At 61.6% G+C, this 23,594-nt stretch carries 19 protein-coding genes; 6 read left to right on the plus strand and 13 right to left on the minus strand.

From position 1 onward, the window contains the following. The first annotated feature begins 101 nt into the window (after nucleotides 1-101). From bcor_RS06400 to valS, 4 genes are all read left to right on the plus strand, one after another. Complete coding sequence (locus bcor_RS06400) at nucleotides 102-935, plus strand: winged helix-turn-helix transcriptional regulator (RefSeq protein WP_033498360.1); 834 nt, start codon at nucleotides 102-104, stop codon at nucleotides 933-935. Nucleotides 936-1,026: 91 nt separating this feature from the next. Then, nucleotides 1,027-1,659: an endonuclease III gene (nth, locus tag bcor_RS06405; protein WP_033491302.1), complete on the plus strand. Its 633-nt coding sequence runs from the start codon at nucleotides 1,027-1,029 to the stop codon at nucleotides 1,657-1,659. 26 nt (nucleotides 1,660-1,685) lie between these two features. Then, complete coding sequence (locus bcor_RS06410) at nucleotides 1,686-3,239, plus strand: ABC transporter substrate-binding protein (RefSeq protein WP_033498358.1); 1,554 nt, start codon at nucleotides 1,686-1,688, stop codon at nucleotides 3,237-3,239. 52 nt (nucleotides 3,240-3,291) lie between these two features. Then, the gene (valS, locus tag bcor_RS06415) at nucleotides 3,292-6,033 is read left to right on the plus strand and encodes a valine--tRNA ligase (protein ID WP_033498356.1); all 2,742 of its coding nucleotides are present in this window, start codon (nucleotides 3,292-3,294) and stop codon (nucleotides 6,031-6,033) included. Between the two features lie 150 nt (nucleotides 6,034-6,183). Here valS and bcor_RS06420 read toward each other — a convergent pair whose 3' ends face one another. Next, nucleotides 6,184-6,537 (minus strand): chorismate mutase, encoded by a 354-nt coding sequence (locus bcor_RS06420; RefSeq protein ID WP_033498354.1) that lies wholly within the window; start codon nucleotides 6,535-6,537, stop codon nucleotides 6,184-6,186. A gap of 134 nt (nucleotides 6,538-6,671) precedes the next feature. Beyond that, on the minus strand, nucleotides 6,672-8,606 hold the full coding sequence (gene rho, locus bcor_RS06425; protein ID WP_033498352.1) for a transcription termination factor Rho: 1,935 nt from the start codon (nucleotides 8,604-8,606) through the stop codon (nucleotides 6,672-6,674). Between the two features lie 185 nt (nucleotides 8,607-8,791). On the opposite strand from rho, the gene bcor_RS07330 reads away from it, so the two are divergent. After that, a complete protein-coding gene (locus bcor_RS07330) occupies nucleotides 8,792-9,478 on the plus strand; it encodes a TetR/AcrR family transcriptional regulator (protein ID WP_146208247.1) in 687 nt (228 codons plus the stop codon). On the opposite strand, the gene bcor_RS06435 is transcribed toward bcor_RS07330, so the two are convergent. The 11 genes from bcor_RS06435 to bcor_RS06485 form a co-directional block, all read right to left on the minus strand. Beyond that, nucleotides 9,444-11,030: an NAD(P)/FAD-dependent oxidoreductase gene (locus tag bcor_RS06435; protein ID WP_033498350.1), complete on the minus strand. Its 1,587-nt coding sequence runs from the start codon at nucleotides 11,028-11,030 to the stop codon at nucleotides 9,444-9,446. The two genes, bcor_RS07330 and bcor_RS06435, sit on opposite strands and share 35 nt — an antisense overlap. A 258-nt stretch (nucleotides 11,031-11,288) precedes the next feature. Next, a complete protein-coding gene (locus bcor_RS06440; protein WP_033491179.1) occupies nucleotides 11,289-11,603 on the minus strand; it encodes a DUF2469 domain-containing protein in 315 nt (104 codons plus the stop codon). Beyond that, entirely contained in the window at nucleotides 11,600-12,763 is a 1,164-nt protein-coding gene (locus tag bcor_RS06445) for a GNAT family N-acetyltransferase (protein WP_033498349.1), read from the minus strand. The genes bcor_RS06440 and bcor_RS06445 overlap by 4 nt, the downstream gene beginning before the upstream one ends. A 95-nt stretch (nucleotides 12,764-12,858) precedes the next feature. Further along, a complete protein-coding gene (gene gatB / locus bcor_RS06450) occupies nucleotides 12,859-14,358 on the minus strand; it encodes an Asp-tRNA(Asn)/Glu-tRNA(Gln) amidotransferase subunit GatB (RefSeq protein WP_033498347.1) in 1,500 nt (499 codons plus the stop codon). A gap of 24 nt (nucleotides 14,359-14,382) precedes the next feature. After that, a complete protein-coding gene (gatA, locus tag bcor_RS06455; protein ID WP_033498345.1) occupies nucleotides 14,383-15,933 on the minus strand; it encodes an Asp-tRNA(Asn)/Glu-tRNA(Gln) amidotransferase subunit GatA in 1,551 nt (516 codons plus the stop codon). Between the two features lie 8 nt (nucleotides 15,934-15,941). Beyond that, nucleotides 15,942-16,238: an Asp-tRNA(Asn)/Glu-tRNA(Gln) amidotransferase subunit GatC gene (gene gatC, locus bcor_RS06460; RefSeq protein WP_033491175.1), complete on the minus strand. Its 297-nt coding sequence runs from the start codon at nucleotides 16,236-16,238 to the stop codon at nucleotides 15,942-15,944. A 172-nt stretch (nucleotides 16,239-16,410) separates the two neighbouring features. Beyond that, nucleotides 16,411-16,995 carry a hypothetical protein gene (locus bcor_RS06465; RefSeq protein ID WP_038459320.1) on the minus strand — a complete coding sequence of 195 codons (585 nt, stop codon included), beginning with the start codon at nucleotides 16,993-16,995 and terminating at the stop codon, nucleotides 16,411-16,413. Nucleotides 16,996-17,352: 357 nt separating this feature from the next. Further along, nucleotides 17,353-18,336, minus strand: a complete 984-nt coding sequence (locus bcor_RS06470; RefSeq protein ID WP_033498341.1) for an ATP-binding cassette domain-containing protein — start codon at nucleotides 18,334-18,336, stop codon at nucleotides 17,353-17,355. Between the two features lie 99 nt (nucleotides 18,337-18,435). Beyond that, on the minus strand, nucleotides 18,436-19,164 hold the full coding sequence (locus bcor_RS06475) for a TrmH family RNA methyltransferase (protein WP_033498340.1): 729 nt from the start codon (nucleotides 19,162-19,164) through the stop codon (nucleotides 18,436-18,438). Further along, nucleotides 19,161-19,868, minus strand: coding sequence for a type I phosphoribosyltransferase (locus tag bcor_RS06480; RefSeq protein WP_051875731.1), 708 nt, complete (start codon nucleotides 19,866-19,868; stop codon nucleotides 19,161-19,163). Before bcor_RS06480 ends, bcor_RS06475 begins: the two co-directional genes overlap by 4 nt. A 48-nt stretch (nucleotides 19,869-19,916) precedes the next feature. Next, the gene (locus tag bcor_RS06485) at nucleotides 19,917-21,278 is read right to left on the minus strand and encodes a DNA recombination protein RmuC (protein ID WP_033498339.1); all 1,362 of its coding nucleotides are present in this window, start codon (nucleotides 21,276-21,278) and stop codon (nucleotides 19,917-19,919) included. A 198-nt stretch (nucleotides 21,279-21,476) separates the two neighbouring features. Between bcor_RS06485 and bcor_RS06490 the strand changes: the two genes are divergently transcribed. Further along, nucleotides 21,477-23,576 carry a P-type ATPase actuator domain-containing protein gene (locus bcor_RS06490; protein WP_033498337.1) on the plus strand — a complete coding sequence of 700 codons (2,100 nt, stop codon included), beginning with the start codon at nucleotides 21,477-21,479 and terminating at the stop codon, nucleotides 23,574-23,576. Nucleotides 23,577-23,594 lie beyond the last annotated feature (18 nt).

Here is a 23,594-nt window from a genome sequence, read left to right on the forward strand (position 1 = left end):
TATCGGATTGTGAGACCGGCGACAAGCCTGATTGTACAATGATGACAATTGTTCATCCTGTTCGCATACAGTGGACTGCACACGATGAAGGAGGGTGGGGCATGACCGATCTGACGCTGATGACCTTTGCCAAGGATCCCGCGACTGTTCTGCCGGCATTGGCCCTCCTTTCCCATCGCGTCAGGGTCCTCCCCCTGGATGCCGCCTCACTGGTCAAGATGCCCGAGGACACCGTCCTCTTCATCGATGCCAGCGACGACCTGGCGAACGCCAAGACCATCTGCAGCCTGTTACGCGCCTCGGGACTGACAACACCGATCATCCTGATTCTGAGCGAGGGAGGGTTCACCGTGGTCAACGCCCAATGGGGCGTGGCGGACGTGGTGGTCCAAACCGCTTCCCCGGCCGAGGTGGAGGCCCGCCTGCGCCTGGTCTGCCAGCGGGACACCCCCCAGGTCCAGGCCGACCAGCATCAACGCATCACCGAGGATCAGGTCCCCACGGGCCGGGTTCGTTGCGGTGACCTGGTGGTGGATACCGAGAGCTACACGGCCAGGGTTCACGGCCGCCCCATCGATCTGGCCTACAAGGAATTCGAACTGCTCAAGTACCTGGTTCAGCACCCGGGCAGGGTCTTCACCAGGGCCCAACTCCTCCAGGAGGTCTGGGGTTACGACTACTACGGCGGCACCAGAACGGTCGACGTGCACATCCGCCGTCTGAGAGCCAAGCTGGGTGGCGAATACGAACACCTGATCGGGACCGTGAGAAACGTGGGATACCGGTTTGACCCGCCCGAATCAGCGAAGGCAGGCAGGGGTCGGGTACAGCCCCCATCGCAGGGCGACCCCCAAACCCAGGGTCCTGCACCTTCAACCGCCTCACCCCGGAAGGGGAAGGCAGAGGAAAAGAAGTCGAACGACAGTGACCAGTAGGAGAGAATCCGGCAAGAACGATACCGATGGGGACGGCACTGCAGGCAGGCGAACCGGCGGAAGGGAGTCCAAGGCCGAACGCCTGGCCAGAATGCACGCCGAATATGACATCCTCCGGGAGGTGTACCCGGAAGCCTACTGCGCCCTTCACTTCCACAACCCCTTCGAGCTTCTTGTAGCCACGGTCCTGAGTGCCCAGACCACGGATAAACGGGTCAACTCGGTCACTCCGGAGCTCTTCGAGCGCTACCCTGACCCCGCGGCCATGGGCGGGGCGAACCCCCTCGATATCGAGGACATCATCCACTCCGTGGGGTTCTACCACGCCAAGGCGGAGCACCTGGTGGGACTCTCCCGGATGCTGGTCGACGACTTCCAGGGAACGGTGCCCAAGACCATGGAGGAGCTCACCCAGCTGCCGGGAGTGGGGCGCAAGACCGCCAACGTGGTCCTGGGCAATGCCTTCAGGATTCCCGGCTTCCCTGTGGATACACACGTCACTCGGGTCACGGGCCGGTTGCGGTGGAGGACGGACTGGCGCAGCACCCACCCCGACCCCGTCAAAATCGAGCACGAGATATGTGACTGTTTCCCTCCCGAGGACTGGACCGACCTCTCCCACCGACTGATCTTCCACGGCAGGCAGACCTGCCATGCCCGCAAACCGGATTGTCTGAACTGCCCGCTGTCCGCAACCTGCCCCAGCGCCGGAATCCTGGACTGACCCGCCGCCCCGTTAGAATCGGGAGCATGGCAAAGCACAAGGGCAAGGCCTCCAAATCAGGCATCGTCTTCATCCTGGTGGCTGCGATGCTGGCTGCCGGTGTCTATCTGGCCTGGCCTCTGATCATCGGCAGGGGCAATCCCCGCCTGGGAATCCTCAGATCCGATGACACCATCCGCATAGCCGCCCGCGAAGCCCCGCAGTCCTTGGACATCCGTACCGAAACCGACCTGCCGATCGAGCAGGCCCTCCTTGGGAACGTCTACCAGACCCTGCTCACCCCCGACCCACAGGGCGATCCAGCCCCTGGTCTGGCCCAGAGCTGGGACGTCTCCACCGATGGACTCATCTACACCTTCCATATCCGCGCTGACGCACGGTTCGCGGACGGACGGGTCCTGGACTCCTCCGATGCCTTCTGGTCCCTCCAGCAGATTGTCGAAAAACAGTATGTCGGACATGAGTGGCTGACCAACCTGGCCAAGGTCAACACCCCGTCCACCACCACCCTGACCATCGGATTGAGCAAGCCCGATGCCCACCTCCCCAGGGCCCTCTGCGGCCGTGCAGGCATTGTCTACGACCGTCAGGCCCAGGTGAACTACTCCGTCGCATCTGCAGGATCGGGCCCCTACAAGGTCAAGGACTGGCGACCGGGATCATCGCTGACCCTGACCAGAAACGACCAGTACAAGGGGCCGGACACGGCCAAAACGGCGACCGTCGTCCTGACCTACAACAGCCAGGATGCAAACGCGGTCGAGCAGGTGCAGAAGGGAACCCTCGACGCCATCGTCGACCTCACCCCCACCGAGGCGGCCCCGGCCGAGGAAGCGGCGGACGGGGCAGGGAGTGAGGTCAAACTCTCCACCGGCCCCAGTCAGAACAACCTGGTCCTGGCCTTCAACAACAGTCCCGACTCCCTGTTCTCCGACCAGCACGTACGCGAGGCCGTCCGCTACGCCCTTGACCGCCAGTCCCTGGCCAGTCTTGAGGCCGGAGGCGCCAAACCCCTGGGTGGGCCGCTGAATGAAATGAGTCCGGGCTTTGATGCCGGGCTCCAGGCCTTCCCGCACGACTCCGAAAAGGCCTCCCAGTTCGCCTCCTACTACTCCCAGTCCTATTACAAGGGCGGCCTGCGCCTGGTCTATCAGGACACCTACGGCAGGCAGATCGGAGACATGATCGCCTCCCAACTTTCGGCAGTGGGGATACCCAGCAGGGTCACCATGGTGGATCGCCCCACCTTCCGCGACCAGGTCCTGAACCGCCACGACTACGACATGACCATCCTGACCATGGATAATGATCAGATCGGCCGGTTTGCAGACCCCAACACCACCATGCTCTTCGACAACCGTGCAGTCCAGGACGCCTGGGATCAGGTACTCTGCTCGGCCAGTCAGGAGGAGTATGCGACTCGGCTCGGGGCATACGCACGCCAGGTCAGCGACCTCTCCCCCAGTGATTGGCTCTATGCCCGCACCCCCCGGATTCTAGCCTCCTCCAGACTTCAGGGCATGCCCCATACCATGGTCGACCAGTACCTCCCCCTGTGGAACCTGGAGGTCAGGCACTGACATGCCCGGCGGACGCCGGCTCCTTGTCATTGTTCGTCCATAAAATGCTGGTATGTCTGCTGAAAACCAAGGAATCGTCAACGCCAGCCTGACCCCCCTGCCCGACAGGGTGGGCGTGGATGGCCTGGAGGAGAAGTGGTGCCAGGACTGGGAGCAGTCCGAGGTCTACCGCTTCCGCAACTCCCGCGACCGCAAGTCCGTCTATTCCATCGACACCCCGCCGCCCACGGTGTCCGGCCACCTGCACGTGGGTCATGTCTTCTCGTACACCCACACCGATGTCATCGCCCGTTTCAAGAGGATGCGGGGCTATGACGTCTTCTACCCCATGGGCTGGGACGACAACGGACTGCCAACGGAGCGCAGGGTTCAGAACTACTACGGGGTGCGCGTCGATACCTCCCTCAAGTACGACCCGGATTTCAAGCCACCCTTCCATGGCACGGACGGGAAGAAGATAAACGCCAAGGACCAGGTTCCGGTCTCCAGGCAGAATTTCATCGAGCTCTGCGAGGAGCTGACCGCCGAGGATGAGAAGCTCTTCGAGCGCCTCTGGCGTTCCCTGGGACTTTCAATCGACTGGTCGCAGACCTACCACACCATCGGCGAGCATCCCCGCCGGGTGGCCCAGAAGGCCTTCCTGCGGAACCTTGCCCGGGGCGAGGCCTACCAGAAGGAGGCCCCCGGACTCTGGGACGTGACCTTCCAGACCGCCGTGGCCCAGGCCGAGCTCGAGTCGCGTGAGTATGACGGCTTCTACCACCGGGTTGCCTTCCGCTTCCAGGACGGCACCCCCATCTACATCGAGACCACCAGGCCGGAACTCCTGGCAGCCTGCGGGGCTCTGATCGCCCATCCGGACGACAAGCGTTACCAGCAGTACTTCGGGCAGAAGGTCTACTCCCCCCTCTTCAAGGTGGAGGTTCCCATCCTGGCCCACCCGGCCGCCGAAATGGACAAGGGCGCGGGCATAGCCATGTGCTGCACCTTCGGCGACGTGACCGATGTCGAATGGTGGCGCGACCTGAAGCTCCCCACCCGTTCCGTCATCCAGCGCAACGGCCGAATCATCATGGCAACGCCGGACTGGATCACCGACCAGGGCGGCAAGGATATCTTCGAGCAGATCGCGGGGAAGACCACCTTCTCCGCGCGGAAGATCATCGTGGACGCCTTGCGTGAGGCCGGCGACCTGGACGGGGAGCCCAAGCCCACCAAGCGCATGACCAACTTCTACGAAAAGGGCGACAAGCCCTTGGAAATCGTGACTTCACGCCAGTGGTACCTCCGTAATGGCGGCACCGACAAGAAGCTCAACCAAGAGCTCTTGGAACGGGGCAAAGAGCTTGATTTCCACCCCGACTTCATGCGGGTTCGATACAGCAATTGGGTGGAAGGCCTGAACGGTGACTGGCTGATTTCCCGCCAGCGCTTCTTCGGCGTCCCCTTCCCCCTCTGGTATCCGGTGACCGCAGATGGCGAGACCGACTACGCTCATCCCATCACCCCAGCGGAGGATCGGCTCCCCATCGACCCCAGCACCGACGTGCCCGAGGGCTTCGACGAAACCCAGCGTGACCAGCCCGGCGGCTTCACGGCCGAGAAGGACATCATGGACACCTGGGCCACCAGCTCCCTGACTCCTCAGATCGTGACCCACTGGGCCGAACCAGGTGAAGAAGACCAGACCCTCTTCAAGGCCACCTTCCCCATGGATCTGCGCCCCCAGGGCCAGGACATCATCCGCACCTGGCTTTTCAGCTCCATCGACCGGGCGCACCTGGAAAACGGCTGCCTGCCCTGGAGCAATGCAACCCTGTCGGGGTGGATCCTGGACCCGGACCATAAGAAGATGAGCAAGTCGAAGGGCAACGTGGTGGTCCCCGACGAACCCATCAAGAAGTATGGTGCAGACGCCGTGCGTTACTGGGCCGCATCGGCCCGACTCGGGCTGGATGCCACCTACGACGAGGGGCAGATGAAGATTGGCCGCCGCCTGGCCGTCAAGCTGCTCAACGCCACCAAGTTCGCCCTGGCCATAGGTCGTGAGGACGAAAACCATCATGTGGGCCAGGCCGCCAAGGCCACCTGGGACCCTGCGGATGTGACCGTTCCCCTGGATCGCGCGGTTCTGGCCGGACTTGCCCGGGTGATTGACCAGGCCACCCAGGCCCTCGATGACTACGAGCACTCCAAGGCCCTGGAAACGGTGGAATCCTTCTTCTGGAACTTCTGCGACAACTACATTGAGCTGGCCAAGAACCGCGCCTACGGAACAGCGGAGGCCACCGGAAGGACCCCGGACCAGGCCCAGGTGTTGAGCGCCAGGACCACCCTGGGGCTGGTGCTGGATGCACTTGATCGCCTCCTTGCCCCCTTCCTGCCCTTCGCCAGCGAAGAGGTCTGGCAGTGGATGCACCAGGGCGAAGGCTCCGTACATCGCGCCCCCTGGCCTCAGGCAGAGGCATACCGGGAGGCCGCACAGGGGCAGGACCCGGAGCTGCTGACCTGGGCGGGGAAGGCCCTGGCCTCCCTGCGCAGAATCAAGTCAGAGGCCAAGGTCTCCATGAAGACCCCCATCCTTTCGGTCACCCTGAGTGTGGCACCCGAAGGCATGTATGCCGTCAGGGCCGCTTTGGATGATGTGGCCGAGGCCGGAAGGGCGACTGGTGACATGAGCCTCGTCGAGGAATCCGATGGCTCAGGTGCAACCGGCCCCGCCGATGAGGAGGCGGGCATACGGGTGACCGCCAGCCAGCTGGGCGAGCCTCCCGCCAAGAAGCCGAAGAAGTAGACCGGACCGGGGTCGATTCTCATCCCCGCAAACGGTACCCAAGAGCGCCTGTGGAACCGGCAACCCGCCCTGCTCCACAGGCGCTCTTGTTTTCCATAAGTCCCAGGAGATAGCCGCCTCCGTCTGGCGGCTGTCGTAAGTGAATACCCTTTACGCCTCTCCCCCGGCCACGCGGGAATGGATGCGCTTGGCGGCATCCGCCACCAGGTGCAGGTAGGCCTCGGCCAGGTCGGGATCCAACCCGCCGTCCTGGGCCAGGGAACGCAGACGCTCCACCTGTTCCGACTCCCGCCCCGGATCCGCGGGGGCGAAACCCGCCTCGGCCTTCAGGTGGCTTATCTGCCTGGTCACCCGGAAACGCTCGGTCAGCATGTGGATGACCGCAGCATCGATATTGTCCACGCCGGCTCGGAGCTCTTCCACCTCACGGGCCCGATTCGCCACCTCCGGGTCCCCCGCCCCGACCTGGTCATGAATCGAAGTCTCTGCTTCCTGGTTGTTCATAACATCCCAGTCTATCGCCTGACCTGATTGGCAGGACGCGGATACAGCAAGGGTCGTCCCTTTCCGGTTCCAACGGATGGGGACGACCCTGTAGCAATGATGCTTGGTGACCGGCATGGGCCGGTCGGCGCAGGCTACTTCTGACCCAGCATGGACTGGTTGATGGCAGCGAGGAAGTCGCGGTTGGTGGCCGTCTTCTTCAACCTCGGCACCAGGGTCTGGTAGGCCTGCTCGGTCTCCATGCCGCCCAGAAGACGACGCAGCCGGTAAACCACGGCCAGCTCATCGGGTGAGGTGATCAGTTCCTCACGGCGGGTGCCGGAGGCATTGATGTCGATGGCGGGGAACATGCGCTTGTCGGCCAGGTCACGGGTCAGGCGCAGCTCCATGTTGCCGGTTCCCTTGAACTCTTCGAAGATGACCTCGTCCATCTTGGACCCGGTCTCCACCAGGGCCGAGGAGATGATGGTGAGGGATCCGCCGTTTTCGATGTTGCGGGCGGCACCGAAGAAACGCTTGGGCGGGTACAGGGCCTGGGCATCCACACCGCCGGAGAGGATACGTCCGGAGGCCGGTGCCGCTATGTTGTAGGCCCGGGCCAGTCTGGTCATGGAGTCAAGGAGGACCACCACATCCTGACCCAACTCCACCAAGCGCTTGGCGCGCTCGATGGCCAGCTCGGCGACTGTCGTATGGTCGGTCGCGGGACGGTCGAAAGTGGAGGAGATGACTTCACCCTGGACCGTGCGCTCCATGTCGGTGACCTCTTCCGGGCGCTCGTCGACCAGGACCACCATCAGGTGAACCTCGGGATTGTTGGCGCTGATGGAGTTGGCGATGGACTGGAGGGTCAGGGTCTTGCCTGCCTTGGGGGGCGAAACGATAAGACCTCGCTGGCCCTTGCCGATGGGGGCAACGATGTCGATCAGACGACCGGTGATGTTCGTGGGCTGGGATTCCATCCGCATGCGCTCCTGCGGATAGAGAGGGGTCAGCTTGTTGAAGTGGGGACGGTCACCGGCATCCTCGACGCTCATCCCGTTGATGGTGTCGATGGCCTGCAGGGGAACGAACTTCTGCCTCTGATTACGGTGGTCACCCTCACGCGGGGGGCGGATGGAGCCGTGGACGGCGTCGCCCTTGCGCAGACCGTACTTCTTGACCTGACCCATGGAAACATAGACGTCGTTGGGGCCGGGCAGGTACCCGGAGGTGCGCACGAAGGCATAGGAATCCAGCACATCGATGATGCCCGCCACAGGGACCATGTCCTCTGCCTTGAAGCTCTCTCGCCTCTCCTCCCTGGGCTCGAAGTCACGGGAGTTGCGGCGGTTGTTGCGACTGTTGTGCCGGTCGTTCCGATCGGTACGATCGTTGCGCTCATTGCGATTGCGACGATCGAAGGAGTTGTGCCGGTACTCGCGGCCGTCCTCACGTCCTTCCTCGTAGGAGCGCTTGCGGGAGTGGTCGTTGCGCGCGGGCAGAGCGGCCAGGATATCGTCTAGATTACGCACGCTTCCGTTGCCGTGTTCTTCGTTGCCCTCGGGCTCACGCTCATGGTCGCGCTCGTTACGGGAACGGGTGGCCCTATTGCCACGCGTCGAATCAGTGGAGCGATGGCGGCGGCGAGAGATGATCACATTCTCCTCATCAGCCACGGTGTGGGGGAACCTTCCCTCTTTGCCGTCCCGACCGTCCTTATGGGCGGCAGTGTTCTCGTCAATGCCCAGAACATCGAAGAGATCACCGATCTTCTTTCCGTCCTGGCGGTCCGAGATCTTCTGCGTCCGGTTTTCCGTGCCGGAGGTCCCCTCGTCGGAACCATCCAGATCCATTTCCTTGACGGACACTTCCGCATCGGACCTGGTTGTATCTTTCCTGGCCTGGGGCGCGGACTCCGGAGTCCTGACGGTAACGCCTGCCGGAGCCTCGCCACCGGAACGGGCGGCCTCTATGGTCTCGATCAGGACCGGCTTACGCATGGTGGAGATGCCACGCAAACCCAACTGTCTGGCCAGTTCTTTGAGCTCAGGCAGTTTCATAGAATGTAAATCTTGGCTTGTTGCCACTGTTATATTGCCTTTCCTACGCCATGCCAAATAAAACCAGGCAAATAGCTTGAGAATATGCGGGTAAACCGCTAATGAAAGATCGATACTGATTCAACCGTTCGAACTTAAATAAAGAATACAACGAGGCCCGGATTCCCGCAAGCACGGGCCCAGCGTGTCATTAAGGCCGTAAACTGTCCATTGTGGACAAGAAAAGCAGAGCTCGCACAGACCGCCGTCGTGAATTCGTGGAGACCGCAATGCGGCTCTTCACCCAAAACGGTGTAACCACCACCTCGCTACGCGATATCATCAAGGCCATGAACGACGGCAAGGGTGTCGGCATGAGCGTTTTCTATTACTACTTCGAGTCCAAGGACGACCTGGTCAATGCTTGTCTGAGTACATACTTCGACCGCCAGGCCCAGGATGCCATCGAAATCCTGGACGACCCCTCCCTTGATGTGCAGGATGTCCTTGACGGTGTTGCCATCCCGCTCATCGCCGGAATCCAGAAACTGAGCGAGGCGTTCGCCGACAACGAGAACTGGTACAACTACCTGGGTTCAAACGCGAACCTGGTAAACGGGTTCATGACGAAGATAATCTCCCACCTCGCCCAGGCCCTGAGCCGCTGGTTGGAGCAGGGGAAACTGCCCCGGACCGTGCTGACCGATGCAATCGACACCGAAACACTGGCCTGGCTGATCAGTGATGGGATGTCATCGGTGATCGACAACAGGAAAATGGCCCTGGACACGTCAAACGAGGACGAGATGTACGCAGTTCTCTTCGAGGGGGCCGTGGCCTTCCTCTCCCAGCTGCTGGGACGGCCCCTGAAGATGCCCCAGGCGATTACTTCTCTTCGTGATATGACTGCTCGGTGTTGACGTTCCAGACGTTGGCCTTGTCCGTCCTACCGGACTTGATGTTCTTGACGGCCTCCATGGAAGTGGCCATCGAGTGGTCCTGATTGTTGTAGTGGTGCTGCCCATTGCGGCCCACGCAGTAGAGGTTTCCGAAGGAATCCAGCCACTCGACCAGTCCGGGCATCTCGTCGTAGGTGTCGAAGTAGGCGGGGTAGGCCTTGGCCACCCGTTCACGATGGGAGTCCATCACGTCGGTGGGACCGTTGATGATTCCCATCCTGGTCAGTTCCTTAATGGCGAAGTCCGTGGCCTCCTTGTCGCTCATGTTCCAGAAGTCATCACCCTCTTCGCAGAAGTACTCCAGGCCGATCCAGACGGTATCATCCGCCTTCTCTACCATGTAGGGGCTCCAGTTGTTGAAAATCTGGATGCGACCCATCTTGTAGCCCGGGTCCTGCACGTAAATCCAGCAATCAGGAACAATGGGAGGATCGCCGAGAGTCTTCATCTTTGTGGTGTTGCGGATACGCAGATGACGGATGAGCAGACCGACCGTAACGAAGTCACGATACGGCAGGCCGTCGGCAACGCGGACCATCTCCTTGTCGGCTGAGGAGTCCTCACGGGCGATGGCCTCGACCAGGTCCTTGACCGGCATGGACGAGATGATCTGATCGGCCTTGAGGGTGACCTCCTGACCGTCGGCATCCCGGTAGACCACGGAGGAGATACGCCCATCCTCCTGGTTCAGTCCCACCACCTCGGCTTCGGTGATGACATGGACACCATGCTCGACGTTGCGGCGCTCCACGGTCTCCCAGAGCTGACCGGGCCCCAGCTTGGGGTACCAGAATTCCTCAATCAGGCTGGTCTCGACCTCGCGGGAATCACGCTTCTTGGGGAGGAGCTTCTGGAAGGCGTTCTTGAGCACGCCCATGATGCTCAGTCCCTTGACCCTCTGGGCACCCCAGTCGGCACTGATCTCGCGGGGGTGACGGCCCCAGAGCTTCTCGGTATACCCCTCGAAGAACATGGAATAGAGCTTGCGCCCGAAGCGGTTGATGTAGAAGTTCTCCAGGTTATCTTCAGGCAGCTTGTGAATCAAGGACTTCAGATAGCTGAAACCGGCCTGCATGGTCAGCTTGAAACCCATTGCCTGCAAGGTCTGGGGCGAAAGGGAGATGGGGTAGTCCAGGAAATGGTGGTTCCAGTAGATTCTTGAGACACGGTGGCGCTTGAGCATGACCCTGTCGGTCTGCTCGGGGTCGGGACCACCCGGTTCCAGGTCGTGGTGACGACCCAACTTCTTGTCGTCGTAGGAGGGGGCTCCCTGGAGGGGAAGCACCTCCTTCCACCAGTCCATGATTCGATCGTCCTTGGAGAAGAAGCGATGGCCGCCGATGTCCATACGGTTCCCGTTGTGCTTGACGGTACGCGAGATACCGCCGAAGGTATTGGTGGACTCAAGGACCGTGACGTCGTACTTGTTGTTTCCGCCGTCCTTGACCAGCTCCCATGCCGCCGTCAGTCCAGCAGGACCTCCGCCGACGATAACCACAGACTGCTTGCTCACCTTGCCAACCTCCTGAAAACCGGATAATTCATGTTCATTCTACCCAGGGCTCTGGAACCGCGGGTCATTTGACCACTTCCCTCACGATTCCCAGCCATTCCGGAACCTTCCCGCTCAACCGCGGAGATGAATCCGCAGAAGCCATACAATCCCTTTGCTGGGACAATCGGATCAACTGCGGTCAAGGCACCAACCACCCTGCCCCTCTGACCCGGAAAGCCCGGGTACGATACAGGGCCAAGTGAGGCGACCCTTGGCTCAGGATAGGGAGTCGGGGATGTCGATGTCCGTCTTCTGGACCTCCTCCACATTGACATCCTTGAACGTGACGATTCGTACATTCTTTACGAAACGGCTGGAACGGTAGACATCCCAGACCCAGGCATCGGTGAGGCATACGTCGAAGTAGACATCCTGACCGGCCGAGCGCACGTTGAAGTCGACCTTGTTGGCCAGGTAGAAGCGACGCTCGGTCTCGACCACATAGGTGAAGAGCTTGATGACATCGCGGTACTCCCTATACAGGGCCAGCTCGGCATCGGTTTCGTAGTTGTCGAGATCCTCGGCGCTCATCGGCCACCTCCGTTGGAACGGTCACGACCGTGACCAAGGTTTCGCCACCAGGCCCGCTTGGACCGCTTGGCCTTGGAGGACCCGTAGGCCCAGTCGGAGGAATTGTGACCCCCGCCCTCCTGGGTCTGGCCCTCTTCGCCGTGTTCCGCCTCTGACTTATCGGCGCCCGCGTGGGGCCCGATCTGTGGTGCGCCCTCGGACGGGGAGGGCGAGGAGGGTATCGCCACTTTGGAATCAGCAGATTCTCCGGTCCCTCGGGCACCGTCGCGGTCTGCGGCCTTCCCCGCCAGGCCGGCTTCGATCTCGGAGGCATGTCGCTGGGCTTCCGCAGCGGTCATTCGCCTTCCGTCCTCGGTGGTATACCCACGGGCAATCAAGGTTTGGGCAACACCGGGGTTCTCATCGATGACATGCATCCCGAACGCGTTCAGGGATTGAATGGGGTCGTACTCGTCGGCCAGGGCATCCATGACGATCTGATCCTGGTACTTGCCGTTCTCGATGTCCCAAAGCGCATCGCGAGAGGTTCCCGAGACCATGAAGCCCAGTGACTGGTATACGGAGATGGACCTGGTGTTCTTCTCGGGCACGGCCACCCAGATACGGTGGAGCCCGAGTCCTGTAGGGGCTGCGGCATACCCGTAGGTCATAACCCTGGGCATGGCGTCACGGGAGTATCCGCGCCCTCGGAAGTCCTTCCCCAGAACCACCTGGATACGGGCTGAGCGGGACCAGCCGTCAACGTCGATGAGGAATATCATGCCGATGACACCGCCGGTTTTGTCGGTATCAGGTGCGCCGTTCTGACCGGGGTCGGCATCGCTCACCATGGCCCAGGCCAGCGTACGCCTGGACTCAGGGTCCCCGACGCCAGACTCCTTGGGGGCCAGACCCTTGGACCAGGCCACCGACCTGCGCACCCAGGCATTGACCACCGCCCGCTCGGCCTCAGGCCCCTTGCCAGTGATGCCCGTCGAATTGTAGAAGGCCTCCAGATGGTCCATGGCGGTCAAATCGGATATCGCCGCAGGGCGCAGATGCACCATTTCGCCGCGAATGACAGGAATCTCTATACGGTCAGGCAGCCGTCTGCCTTCGACATTATCTGATTCCCCACGTTCCGTCTGCGGTCCCTCATTACCGCTGCCGCTTGTCGACATCACGTCACCTCCATGACCGCCACCTCGCGATGACAGTTAATCATATCCCGCGCCCCTGGGAAAACCATGAAAATCCCCGGGACGCGAAACATTGGTCACTGGGCGATGCGCTGCATGACGATCTTGTTGACCGCCTTGGCATCGGCCTGGCCCTTGGTGGCACGCATGACGGCACCGATGATGGCGCCCATGGGCTTCATATTGCCGCTCTTGAGCTTGGCCACGATATCGGGGTTGTCCTTGAGGGCCTGGTCGACGGCCGCATCCAAGGCACCATCATCCGAAACCACCTGGTATCCGTGCTTCTTGACGACCTCGGCAGGGCTGCCTTCGCCTGCAAGCACGCCGGAAACGGTCTGCTTGGCCAGCTTGTCGTTGAGTTTCCCTTCGGCAATCAGCTGCTCCACATCGGCGACGTCCTGAGCTGAAATGGGCAGTTCCTGGAGGGTGACCCCGCGGGAATTGGCCTCACGGGAAATCTCGCCAAGCCACCACTTGCGTGCACCGGCGGCCGTGGCACCGGCCTTGACGGTCTCCTCAATCAGGTCCACGGCATCAGCGTTGACCGCATCCTGCATCTGCCGATCGGTGAAGTCCCACTCCTGCTTCAGTCGGGCCCTGCGCTCACGAGGCATCTCAGGCATCTCGGCCTTGAGCTCCTCGATATGGTCCTTGGTCACATGAACCATGACCAGGTCGGGATCGGGGAAGTAACGGTAGTCATTGGCGTCGGTCTTGACGCGACCACCGGCCGTGGTCTGGGTGGACTCATCCCAGTGGCGGGTCTCCTGGAGGACCTCCCCACCGGATTCAAGCAGGGCTGCCTGACGACGAATCTCGTAGGTCAGGGTCTTCTCGATGCCCTTGAAGGTGTTGACGTTCTTGGTCTCGGACCTGGTACCCAGCGGAGTATCGGGACCGGCATGAAGGGAGACGTTGACGTCCGCCCTCATATTGCCCTGCTCCATCCGGGCGTGCGAGATGCCCAGGGAGCGCACGATGTCCCTGATGGCGCGCACATAGGCCCCGGCAACCTCGGGGGCGCGCTCACCGGCGCCCTCGATGGGCTTGGTGACGATCTCGACCAGGGGCACACCGGCACGGTTGTAGTCAACCAGGGAGTGATCGGCGCCCTCGATACGGCCATCGGCACCACCGAGATGGGTGTTCTTGCCGGCATCGTCCTCAACGTGGGCCCGCTCGATGGGCACGCGGAAGATGGACCCATCGTCCAGCTCCACGTCCAGGTATCCCTCCCCGTTCAGGGGCTTGTCGTACTGGGATATCTGATAGTCGCGGGGCATATCCGGGTAGAAGTAGTTCTTCCTGGCGAACTGGCTCCACTCGTTGATCTGGCAGTGCAGGGCCAGACCCAGCTTGACGGCATAGTCTATGGCGGTCTTGTTGACCACTGGCAGGCTGCCGGGCAGACCCAGGGACACCGGGGTCAGCTGGGAGTTGGGCTCACCGCCGAACTCGATATGGGCCGGGCAGAAGAGCTTGGTGTTGGTGGAGAGCTCGACATGCACCTCCAGGCCGAACACCGGGTCGTACTTGGCCACGGCATCGGCGTACTTCATGAGTTTTTCAGCCATTGTGATTCCGTTTCCTTCCGATGCCTACTTGGCAGATCCGTTGGTGAGGCCGTCCAGCCACGGGGCCTTGAGGTCCTTGAAGACCGGGCCGCCCCACTGTTCCTGGAGAGCCGCCTCCAAGGCAGCAGCGGGCTTGTACATGACCTCGTCACGCATCTGGGGGGCGAAGAACTGGAAGCCCACCGGCAGACCGTCATCACTGAGCCCGTCCGGGATTGACATGGCGGGCGAGCCTGCCATGTTGGCCGGGATGGTGGCCACGTCGTTCAGGTACATGGCCAGAGGGTCGTCCATCTTATCGCCGAACTTGAAAGCGGTTGTGGGTGAGGTGGGCGAAACCAGGACGTCGGCCTTCTCGAAGGCCTGCTCGAAGTCCCTGATAATCAGGGTGCGCACCTTCTGCGCCGACCCGTACCAGGCATCGTAGTAACCGGCGGAAAGGGCGTAGATGCCCAGGATGATGCGTCGTTTGACCTCATCACCGAAACCGGCCTCACGGGTTGCCGACATCATGTTGGCCGCGGTCCGTTCAACCCCTTCCGGAGGCATGACCCGCATGCCGTAGCGCATGCCGTCATACCTGGCCAGGTTGGAGGACACCTCGGAAGGCATGATGATGTAATAGGCCGCCAGGGCATAGGGGAAGTGGGGGCAGGAGACCTCAACCACCTCGGCACCCATGTCCTCCAGGAGTCTTACTCCCTCATTGAACCGGGCCTCGACACCAGGCTGGTAACCCTCACCGCCCAGCTCCTTGACCAGACCGACCTTCATGCCTTTCAGGTCGCGCTTCATGCCCTCGCGGGCAGCGGCAGCCAGGGGCGGAACCGGCTTGGGGATGGAGGTAGAGTCGCGACGGTCGTAACCGCCAATCAGCTCCTGCAGGAGTGCGGAGTCCAGGACCGACCGGGACACCGGACCGATCTGGTCCAGGGAAGAGGCCATGGCAATGGCTCCGAAGCGGGAGACGCCACCATAGGTGGGCTTGACACCGACCGTGCCGGTAAGGGCTCCGGGCTGGCGAATGGAGCCACCGGTGTCGGTGCCCAGAGCCAGAGGGGCCTCGAAGGCGGCAACGGCAGAGGCGGAGCCGCCTCCGGAACCGCCGGGCACCCTCTCGGTGTCCCAGGGATTGTGCGTGGACTTGTAGGCTGAGTGCTCGGTGGACGACCCCTGGGCGAACTCGTCCAGGTTGGTCTTGCCCAGAATGGGCAGACCTGCGGCCTTGATCTTCTCGATGACCGTGGCATCGTAGGGAGGCACCCAGCCCTCGAGAATCCGTGAGGCGGCTGTGGTGGGGATGCCCTTGGTGACAATCATGTCCTTGATGGCGATTGGAACGCCGGCCAATTCGGACAGGCCCTCGGTTTCACCGGCAACAAGACGCTTATCGATGGCATCGGCCTGTTCCAGAGCCTGGTCGGCGGAGACATGCAGGAAGGCATCGATGCTGGGCTCCGCAGCCTCGATCACATCAAGCTGGGCCTGGACCAATTCACGACTGGAGATCTCCTTGGCCCGCAGCTGCCGGGCCATCTCGGAGGCGGATTCCTTGACCAATTCTGTAGTGCTCATTGCTTCACTCACTCCTCACCCAGGATGCGCGGTGCCACGAACATGCCCGACTCGGTGGCGGGAGCCCCCGACAGGGCCTCCTCCTGGGTCAGGGGTTCCTCCGCCTCATCAGGGCGCAGGTATGCCTCCAGGGGTATGGGATTGGCCGTGGGAGGCACATCATCCCCGGCCACTTCCTGGACCTTGGCGATGGATTCGGCGATGACGTTGAGTTCGCCTTTGAGACGGTCCGCCTCATCATCGGTCAGAGCGATACGGGCCAGATCGCCCAGATGCTTGATCTCTTCACGTGTAAAAGTTGGCATACCACCATCATATTGGTGCTGTGTGACACGAAGGGGTCGGCATTCGGGAGGTGATCCAAGCCTGGTCGTGCAACGGTCCAGACGCCCTGGAGGCCACCTCATCGGTCGCGGATACAGAGGCCCAATTGCAGTGTCATGTCCCCAAACCGATCGTCGCCAATCGGCGGATTGGTCAGCTGATATCGACCCTTTTCACGATCAGGGTTCCCAGGAAATAGAAGACCGCCGCCCACACAACCATGATCAGACCAGCCTGCCACCACAGCGGAAGGAAACCCGTAACGTCAGAGGGAGGTGCAGTCTGCCCGCCCAAAAAGAGACCGAGCAGATCCATCGGTAGAATGCTGGTCAGGGTATCCAACCAGGCAAAGTACCTGCTTACCGCCCGAAGGATGCTGAGAAGCATGGGGGCTATCAGAATCAACCCCAACACCGTCATGACACCGCCGACAGTCGACCGGCACGCGGCACCGATGCCCAGGGCCATGACGGCGAAAACCGCCAGGAAGAGGGGACCACCCAGGAGGTTCAACCAGGGCAGTGATACCTGGGAGGCCTCGAGTTCGGTCTTGCCGGGTGCTGAAAGGGTGAGCTGCACAGCAGCCCAGGAAAGAAGGACCCCAATCTGGGAGGTTATCCATGTCAGGACGGCCAGGTAGGCGGCCTTCGCGGCCAGAACTGTGCCGCGACGTGGATTGCTGGTCAGGGTGGCAGTGATGGAGGATCCGGTGAACTCCGAACTGATTGCAGAGAACACCCATGACGCCGACCACGATGATGGCCATGCTCAGCCCCGCCCCCGTGGATAGCCAGTAATCCGACATGGCTATGGGAGCGGGGGTTTTCAGAGGCTTCCCCGTGGTTGGATTGATCGTGCTCAGGTACTTGTAGCTCCAGGCCGAGGCGAAAGCTCCGAAAGGCTCAAGGAGCAGGGCCAGGGCGACCATGATCCATGTCGACTTGAGCGAATTCAGCTTGAGCATTTCGCCATGCAGGGCCCGGAGGAAGGAGAGATGGACCCGCGAGGGGGCGAGGTCCCTCCTGCTCCCGGCGGACGCTGCGCGGATATCGACTATGTGTCGGGCACCATCGGGGGCCCTGTGCGCCACACGTCTCATCGCCTGCCTCCCCTCGACTTGTTGCGGGCATCTGCCTCGGGGTCGGCAACAACCCGGGACCGATATTCGACCTGCCCGTGGGTGGCTTTCATGTAGGCCTCCTCCAGCGAGGCCTTCTCCTGGCAGAACTCGTACAGGACGACCTGGTCATTGGCCAGGATGGTGGCCGTTGACGCCAGGGGCGCCCCCTCTATACGGAAGAGGGCCGCGTCGGGTGGACATGCCGAGTCCGACGGCAGCCTGGTGATATGGATTCCCGCTGCCGTCGACAGGGCGGCCATGAACTCATTGGGTTGAGGAGTGACCGCCCTGATGGATTCGTGCGAGTGCTCCTGGATGAAGCGGTCGACCGTGGTTCGCTCCATGATGCGACCCTGCCCGATGATGACCAGGTCATCGGCGGTCAAGGCCACCTCACTCATCAGATGGGAGCTCAAGAGGACCGCCTTGCCCTGGGCGGCAGCGGACCTGCAGAGTTCGCGCACCCACTTGACCCCATCGGGATCAAGACCGTTGATGGGTTCGTCCAGGACAAGGTTCCTGGGATCGCCCAGAAGGGCCGCCGCAATGGAGAGCCGTTGACTCATACCCAGGGAGAAGGAGCCGGCGCTCTTGTTCTTTACGCCTGTCAGTCCCACCATCTCCATGACCTCGTCGACCCGAGCCACAGGAATCCCGTTGGAGGCGGCCAGGGAACGCAGATGGGCATAAGCCGAGCGCGACTTGTGGGCTGACCTGGGATTGAGCACCGCCCCGACCGAAGTCATCGGTGACTCGAGTTTGGTGAAAGGCCTGCCGTCTATCAGAGCACGCCCTTTTTCAGGCTTGATCAAGGCCAGGCAGGCCCGCATGGTGGTGGATTTTCCAGCCCCGTTTGGTCCAAGGAAACCGGTGACGCGGCCATCCGGGACTGTGAAGGTGACATCATCTATGGCCTTTTTGCCACGAAAGCTCTTAGTCAGATGTTCAACCTCTATCATGTCCTGAGCATAACAGTTTCTCACTACACCTGTCGTGCATCCGCCCGGCCCCACGCCAATGCAAATGAGGTACGGGCGGCACGTATGCACACCGAAACCTCAGGAAAGGCGACCGCCCCCTGCACGCTGGGCAATCCAGGAATGCATGGCCACGGCGGCAGCGGCCCCGGCATTGATGGAGCGGACGGAACCGAACTGAGAGATATAGACCACATCATCGGCCAGGTCCAGGGCCTTCTGGGAAAGACCCGGCCCTTCGGCGCCGAAGATCATCAGGCAACGATCCGGGAAGTCGTAGGTCTCGATGGGACCGGCACCGGGCACATTGTCGATGGCGATCAGCCTGGGCATGGGGACACCGGACCTGCCGGCCTCGTCTCGCAGGTCATCGACCATGGTATCGATACTGGGATGGTGAACCACGTGCTGGTACAGCTCGGTCATCAGGGCACCCTTGCGGTTCCACTTGTGGGGGCCGACGATGTGGACCCGACCTGCGGCGAAGGCATTGGCTGTGCGGACCATGGAACCGATGTTGAAGTCATGGGTCCAGTTCTCGACAGCCACTTCGAACCCGTGACGACCTCTGCGGTCCAAATCATCCCGAATGGCCTCAACAGTCCAATACCGATAGCGATCAAGCACATTCCGTCGATCGCCCTGGTCCAGAAGATCGCTGTCGAGTCTCGGATCATAGGCGACGGAACCGGGATCGTCCGGGCGGGGCAAATCAGGATGTTCTTCGGCCCAGGGCCCCAATCCCACTTGCCGGAAGACAGGTTCGCCCGACTCTTTGGCCGCCTGGGTGATGGGATTCGGTTCCCTCATCGCTCCTGGTCCTTGCCCGGGTTGAACTGCTGCTCGTTGAAGGCACAGATGAAGGGCAGGCTGGTCTTCGAATCATCGACCGTATCGACAACCTGGATGGTGGGCAGTCCGCCGTCGAGCTCGCCCAACCCACTAGCGGCTTCAGGGCCGAGCCCTCCGACCAGGGAGGCGATGGCCAGAGGTTCGGCACCCTGCCGCTGGATGATGCTGCAATCGAGACTGAGTTCGTTCCCCTTACGCAGGGTGACCAGTGATGATGTCTGCACATAGGACTTCTGACTGAGCCAGGCATCCAGGAGGATGACCCTCTTCCCCTCAATGGATGGTCCTTTGATGGACGGGTAGACGAAATCCATGACGAAGGCGTTCAGGGCCTGTCCCCTTGAGGCGGCGGCGTGGAGCATGGCATCGGCCAGGGGGACGGCGGCAGCGGTCAGGGCACCGACTGCATCGTAATCATCGACCGAGTAGCCGGCATCTTCGAGGGTATCCAGAAGGACGTGACCGGCCAGCTCCGCACCCTGATGGTCGAAGGTGACCCCGCTGAGTTCCGTAAAGGGGCGCCCGTCAATCTCACGTGACAGGAGTTCCCTCAGCTGATCGATCGGCTCCATCATGCTCCGGGCGGACTGGTCAAGTGCCAGGTCGGGGGTCCCAGTGGGACGGAAGGAGCGGGTCCGTTCTGTGTCTGTTGCCTTGCTCATGCCTACCAGACTAACGCCGGTTGCCAACGGGCAGGCAGTCCAGGCAGGTCAGGCTTCATCTCGGGGACCGTCAGGCAGAACCTCCGGAGCAGTCAGTTCCCGCAGGTTGGCCTTGCCGGAGTCGATCATATTCACCGGGTCGATGACCTTGGTCGGGTCCAGGTTCTGCAACTTCCTGGCCGTAACCAGGACCCTGGATTCCAGTGAGGCGGCGAAATTGTTGTAGGCGGCAACGGTACTGGTGATGGACTTGCCCAACTTGTTGGCACGGTCGCCCAGTACGACGAACCGCTCATAGAGCTCATGGGTCAGTGTGAAAAGCGTCTTGGCATCATCGGTCAGGTTCTGCTGCTGCCAGGCATAGGCCACCGACTTGAGCACGGCCCAGAGGGTGACCGGGGAGGTCAGGGCCACTTTCTGCGCGAAGGCATCATCCATCAAGGTCGGATCCACTTCCAGAGCGGCCTGAAGGAGGGAGTCATTGGGTATGAAGGCCACAACGAAGTCAGGAGCCGTGTCGAAAGCGTTCCAGTACTGCTTGTCGCCCAGAGTCTTGACATGGTCGCGCAAAGCCTTGGCATGGGCCTTGAGGAGATCGTCGCGACGGCGGAGGTCGTCATCCGATGCAGTATCGGGAATCTCGCAGGCCCGCTGGTACTCCGAGTATGGGGCCTTGGCATCGATGGGTATGGTCTTGCCTCCGGGCAGGTGAACCACCATGTCAGGGCGCAGGGTCTTGCCATCCGGCGAGGTGACCACCACCTGGGTATCGAAGTCCACATGCTCCATCAGCCCTGCGGATTCGACGATGTTCTTGAGCTGCGCCTCACCCCAGGCCCCACGGACCTTGTTGTTGCGCAGGGCCGATGCCAGGGAGCTGGTCTCCTTGTCGAGCCTGCCTTGCTGCTCCCCCAGGATCTTGAGCTGCTGCCCCAGGGAGCCCATCTCCTGCTTGCGGCCCTCCTCTATCTGAGAGACCTTCTGCTGCAGGGCATCCAGGTTCTTCTGTACCGGCGCCAAAGCGGAAAGGACCTTGCTCTCCTCCTGCAGAGCCTCGGCCTGTCTGTGGCGCTTTTCCTCCTCCTGGGCCTGGGCTCGGAGCCTCTCCCGATCCAGGCGGACCTGTTCAGCCTGCTGGGCCTGGGCCAGTTGGGACTTGACATAGGCCAACTCCTGGCTGAGGCCATCAACCCTGGTCCTGTATTCCACTGCGGCGGATTCCGACTCACGCAGTTCCTGCCGGGACTGTTCCAGCTGCGAGCGCAGATCTTCCGTCTCCCCCTCCCGAACAGGCAGGGGGGTCTGCCGACCCTGGGCCTTCCCGAGTGCATAGCCGACTGCCCCTCCAAGGACAAGCCCGACCAGGAGAACCAGAGCAAGGATGATTGCAGAACCTATAGAATCGAACATATGTTCTAGTAAACCCCATCTCATGGACCCGCCCGGCAGCATGTCCATATAGGAAGACCAGTGAGGTAATTAGTTTATTCGGCAAGGAACGGTCGGAACAGGGAACGCATTCCATGCAAAGAGGGCAAAATAGACATATCGGAGGCCCGAATCCGTACAGCGACGTCCGAAACAATAGACCATGACGAAGGAGAACCGGTGGGTATCGATATCTTTCTGGCGATAGTCGGTCTTGTTGCAGCCTGCGCTGCAACCTGGTTCATCATCCGGTACTTCCTCATGCCCTCGGGCAGCACGGATGCCAAGCAGGGGCAGGAGGGGGACGGGGGCGAGGAGCCGGCACGGGACGAATGGACCGATATGGGTCGCCGGATCGATGGACTCGATGCCGAACGCCACCACCTGGTGCGTCTGGCCATAATCAGTACCATCCTGACCGCCCCGGTCCTGATTCTGGACCTCTTCGGACGGTTCGCACCCGATGCCCTCCCCTCATGGCTGGCAAACCCTTGGATCCAGGCCATCCTGATCACCCCGGTCCTTTTCCACTGTGGACGCGGCATCATCCTGGACGGCTGGAGCGCCATACAGCATCGACGATGCACCCCCAATCTCCTGGCCACCCTGGCAACCGGCATCGCCTACCTGTACAGCCTGGCAACCTGCGTGGCCGGTTCCCTCCTGCCTGAGGGATCCCGATCCCCATACTTCGACGTAGTGGGCATGGTAATCACCCTTCTCCTCCTTGCTCGGATCCTTGAGGTCAGGACCCACTCCTCCCTGGCCCGGTCATATGAACTGCTCGCACGGACCCGACCTGGCTCAGGCAGGGTGCTCGACACTACGGAACTCAAGGAGTTGGATACAGACACCGGGGATGAATCCTGGTCCGGTCTGACAGGACATCAGGTGGCCCAGGACGACATAGCCACCGGAAGCCTGCTCCTGGTCAGGCAAGGCGAACGACTGGCTGACGACGGACAGGTGGTGGCCGGATTCGCCACCATCGACGAAAAGGAGCTGACCGGCGCGGAGGCCCCCCTCAGGTACGGGCCTGGTGACCATGTGCTTGCTTCCACCAAACTGGTCGAAGGCAACCTGATCATCAAGGTCGAGGCATCGGGCAAGGACACCTATGTATCCAGACTCATGCAGGTCATTCCCGATGCCTTGACCGGCCGTTCTCCCGCTGTGCACACCATCGACCGAAAGATACACACCGCCATCGCCTGGATTCTGATTGCAACCGTCTGGACCTTGATGGCCTGGCTCCTTTTCGGCCCCGATCCCAACCTGGCACACGCCGTCGCCAGCGCCTTCTGTGTCCTGGCCGTAGCCTGCCCGACGGCAGCCACCGTGACCGTACCTCTGGCGTTCAGAACGGCTCTGAATACCGGGATACAGAACGGAGTCCTCTTCACCTCACCCAGGGCCATGAGCAATCTGAGTCGGGTTGCGGCCGTGGCCGTAGACGATTCGGCCCTGTCCGATCAGTCAGACTCCTCCGATGGGGCACAGGTATACGAGGAATCCCTTATCCGGGCGGCCACACACCTGCGCTCCCTGAAAGTCATGAGCCTGGTCCTGGACGGCACCAGGGCCGAAACGGACAAGGCATCAGGTCACAGCATCAGCGCACGCATTGAGCGCGCAGCCCGGGTTGCCGGAGTGGATATGCTGGTCACCCAGTTGTCTGATACCCGTAAGGCCTACTGTCTGGAACGGTTGATTCATGACCTGGGGAAGCATACGGGTGATGCTCCTTCCGACGGAATCGAAGACACGAGCCACACCCCCAGTCCGGACAGGCTGGTGGCCCTGGCCGCAGACAGCCACGACCAGCCCGAAGCCATGAAGAGAGCCCAGGTCCACATCTCCTTTGGGACCCGACCCGGGCGGGAATCCACCTCAGATACGGAACCCGACCTGATTCTGCGCAACGGAGACCTGGACGGCATTGCCCGCGCCATCGAACTGAGCCAAGCCACAAAGCGAATAGTCAAAGAGAACCTGACCTGGTCGACCGTTTACAACATCGCGGCGCTGATTGTCGCCTCAGGCGTTCTTTATCCGCTCTTCGGCTGGATGCTCAATCCGATGATCGCCCCGGCGGCAGCGGCCATTGCCGCCATCCTGCCTATGGCAAACACCCGCCGCCTGCACCATCTCCATCACCTTCGTCGACGCTGGAGGGGACTGGCCCAAATCGACACCGACCACCTGCCCACAGTGGCGGCGCGTCGGCCCCAGATCATCGTCGACAGCCAGTGGAATCCCGACAACCCCAACACCCGTTAGACCTGGCGATGGCATCCT

The sequence above is a fragment of the Bifidobacterium coryneforme genome (assembly GCF_000737865.1).
GTDB classification, from domain to species: Bacteria; Actinomycetota; Actinomycetes; order Actinomycetales; family Bifidobacteriaceae; genus Bombiscardovia; species Bombiscardovia coryneformis.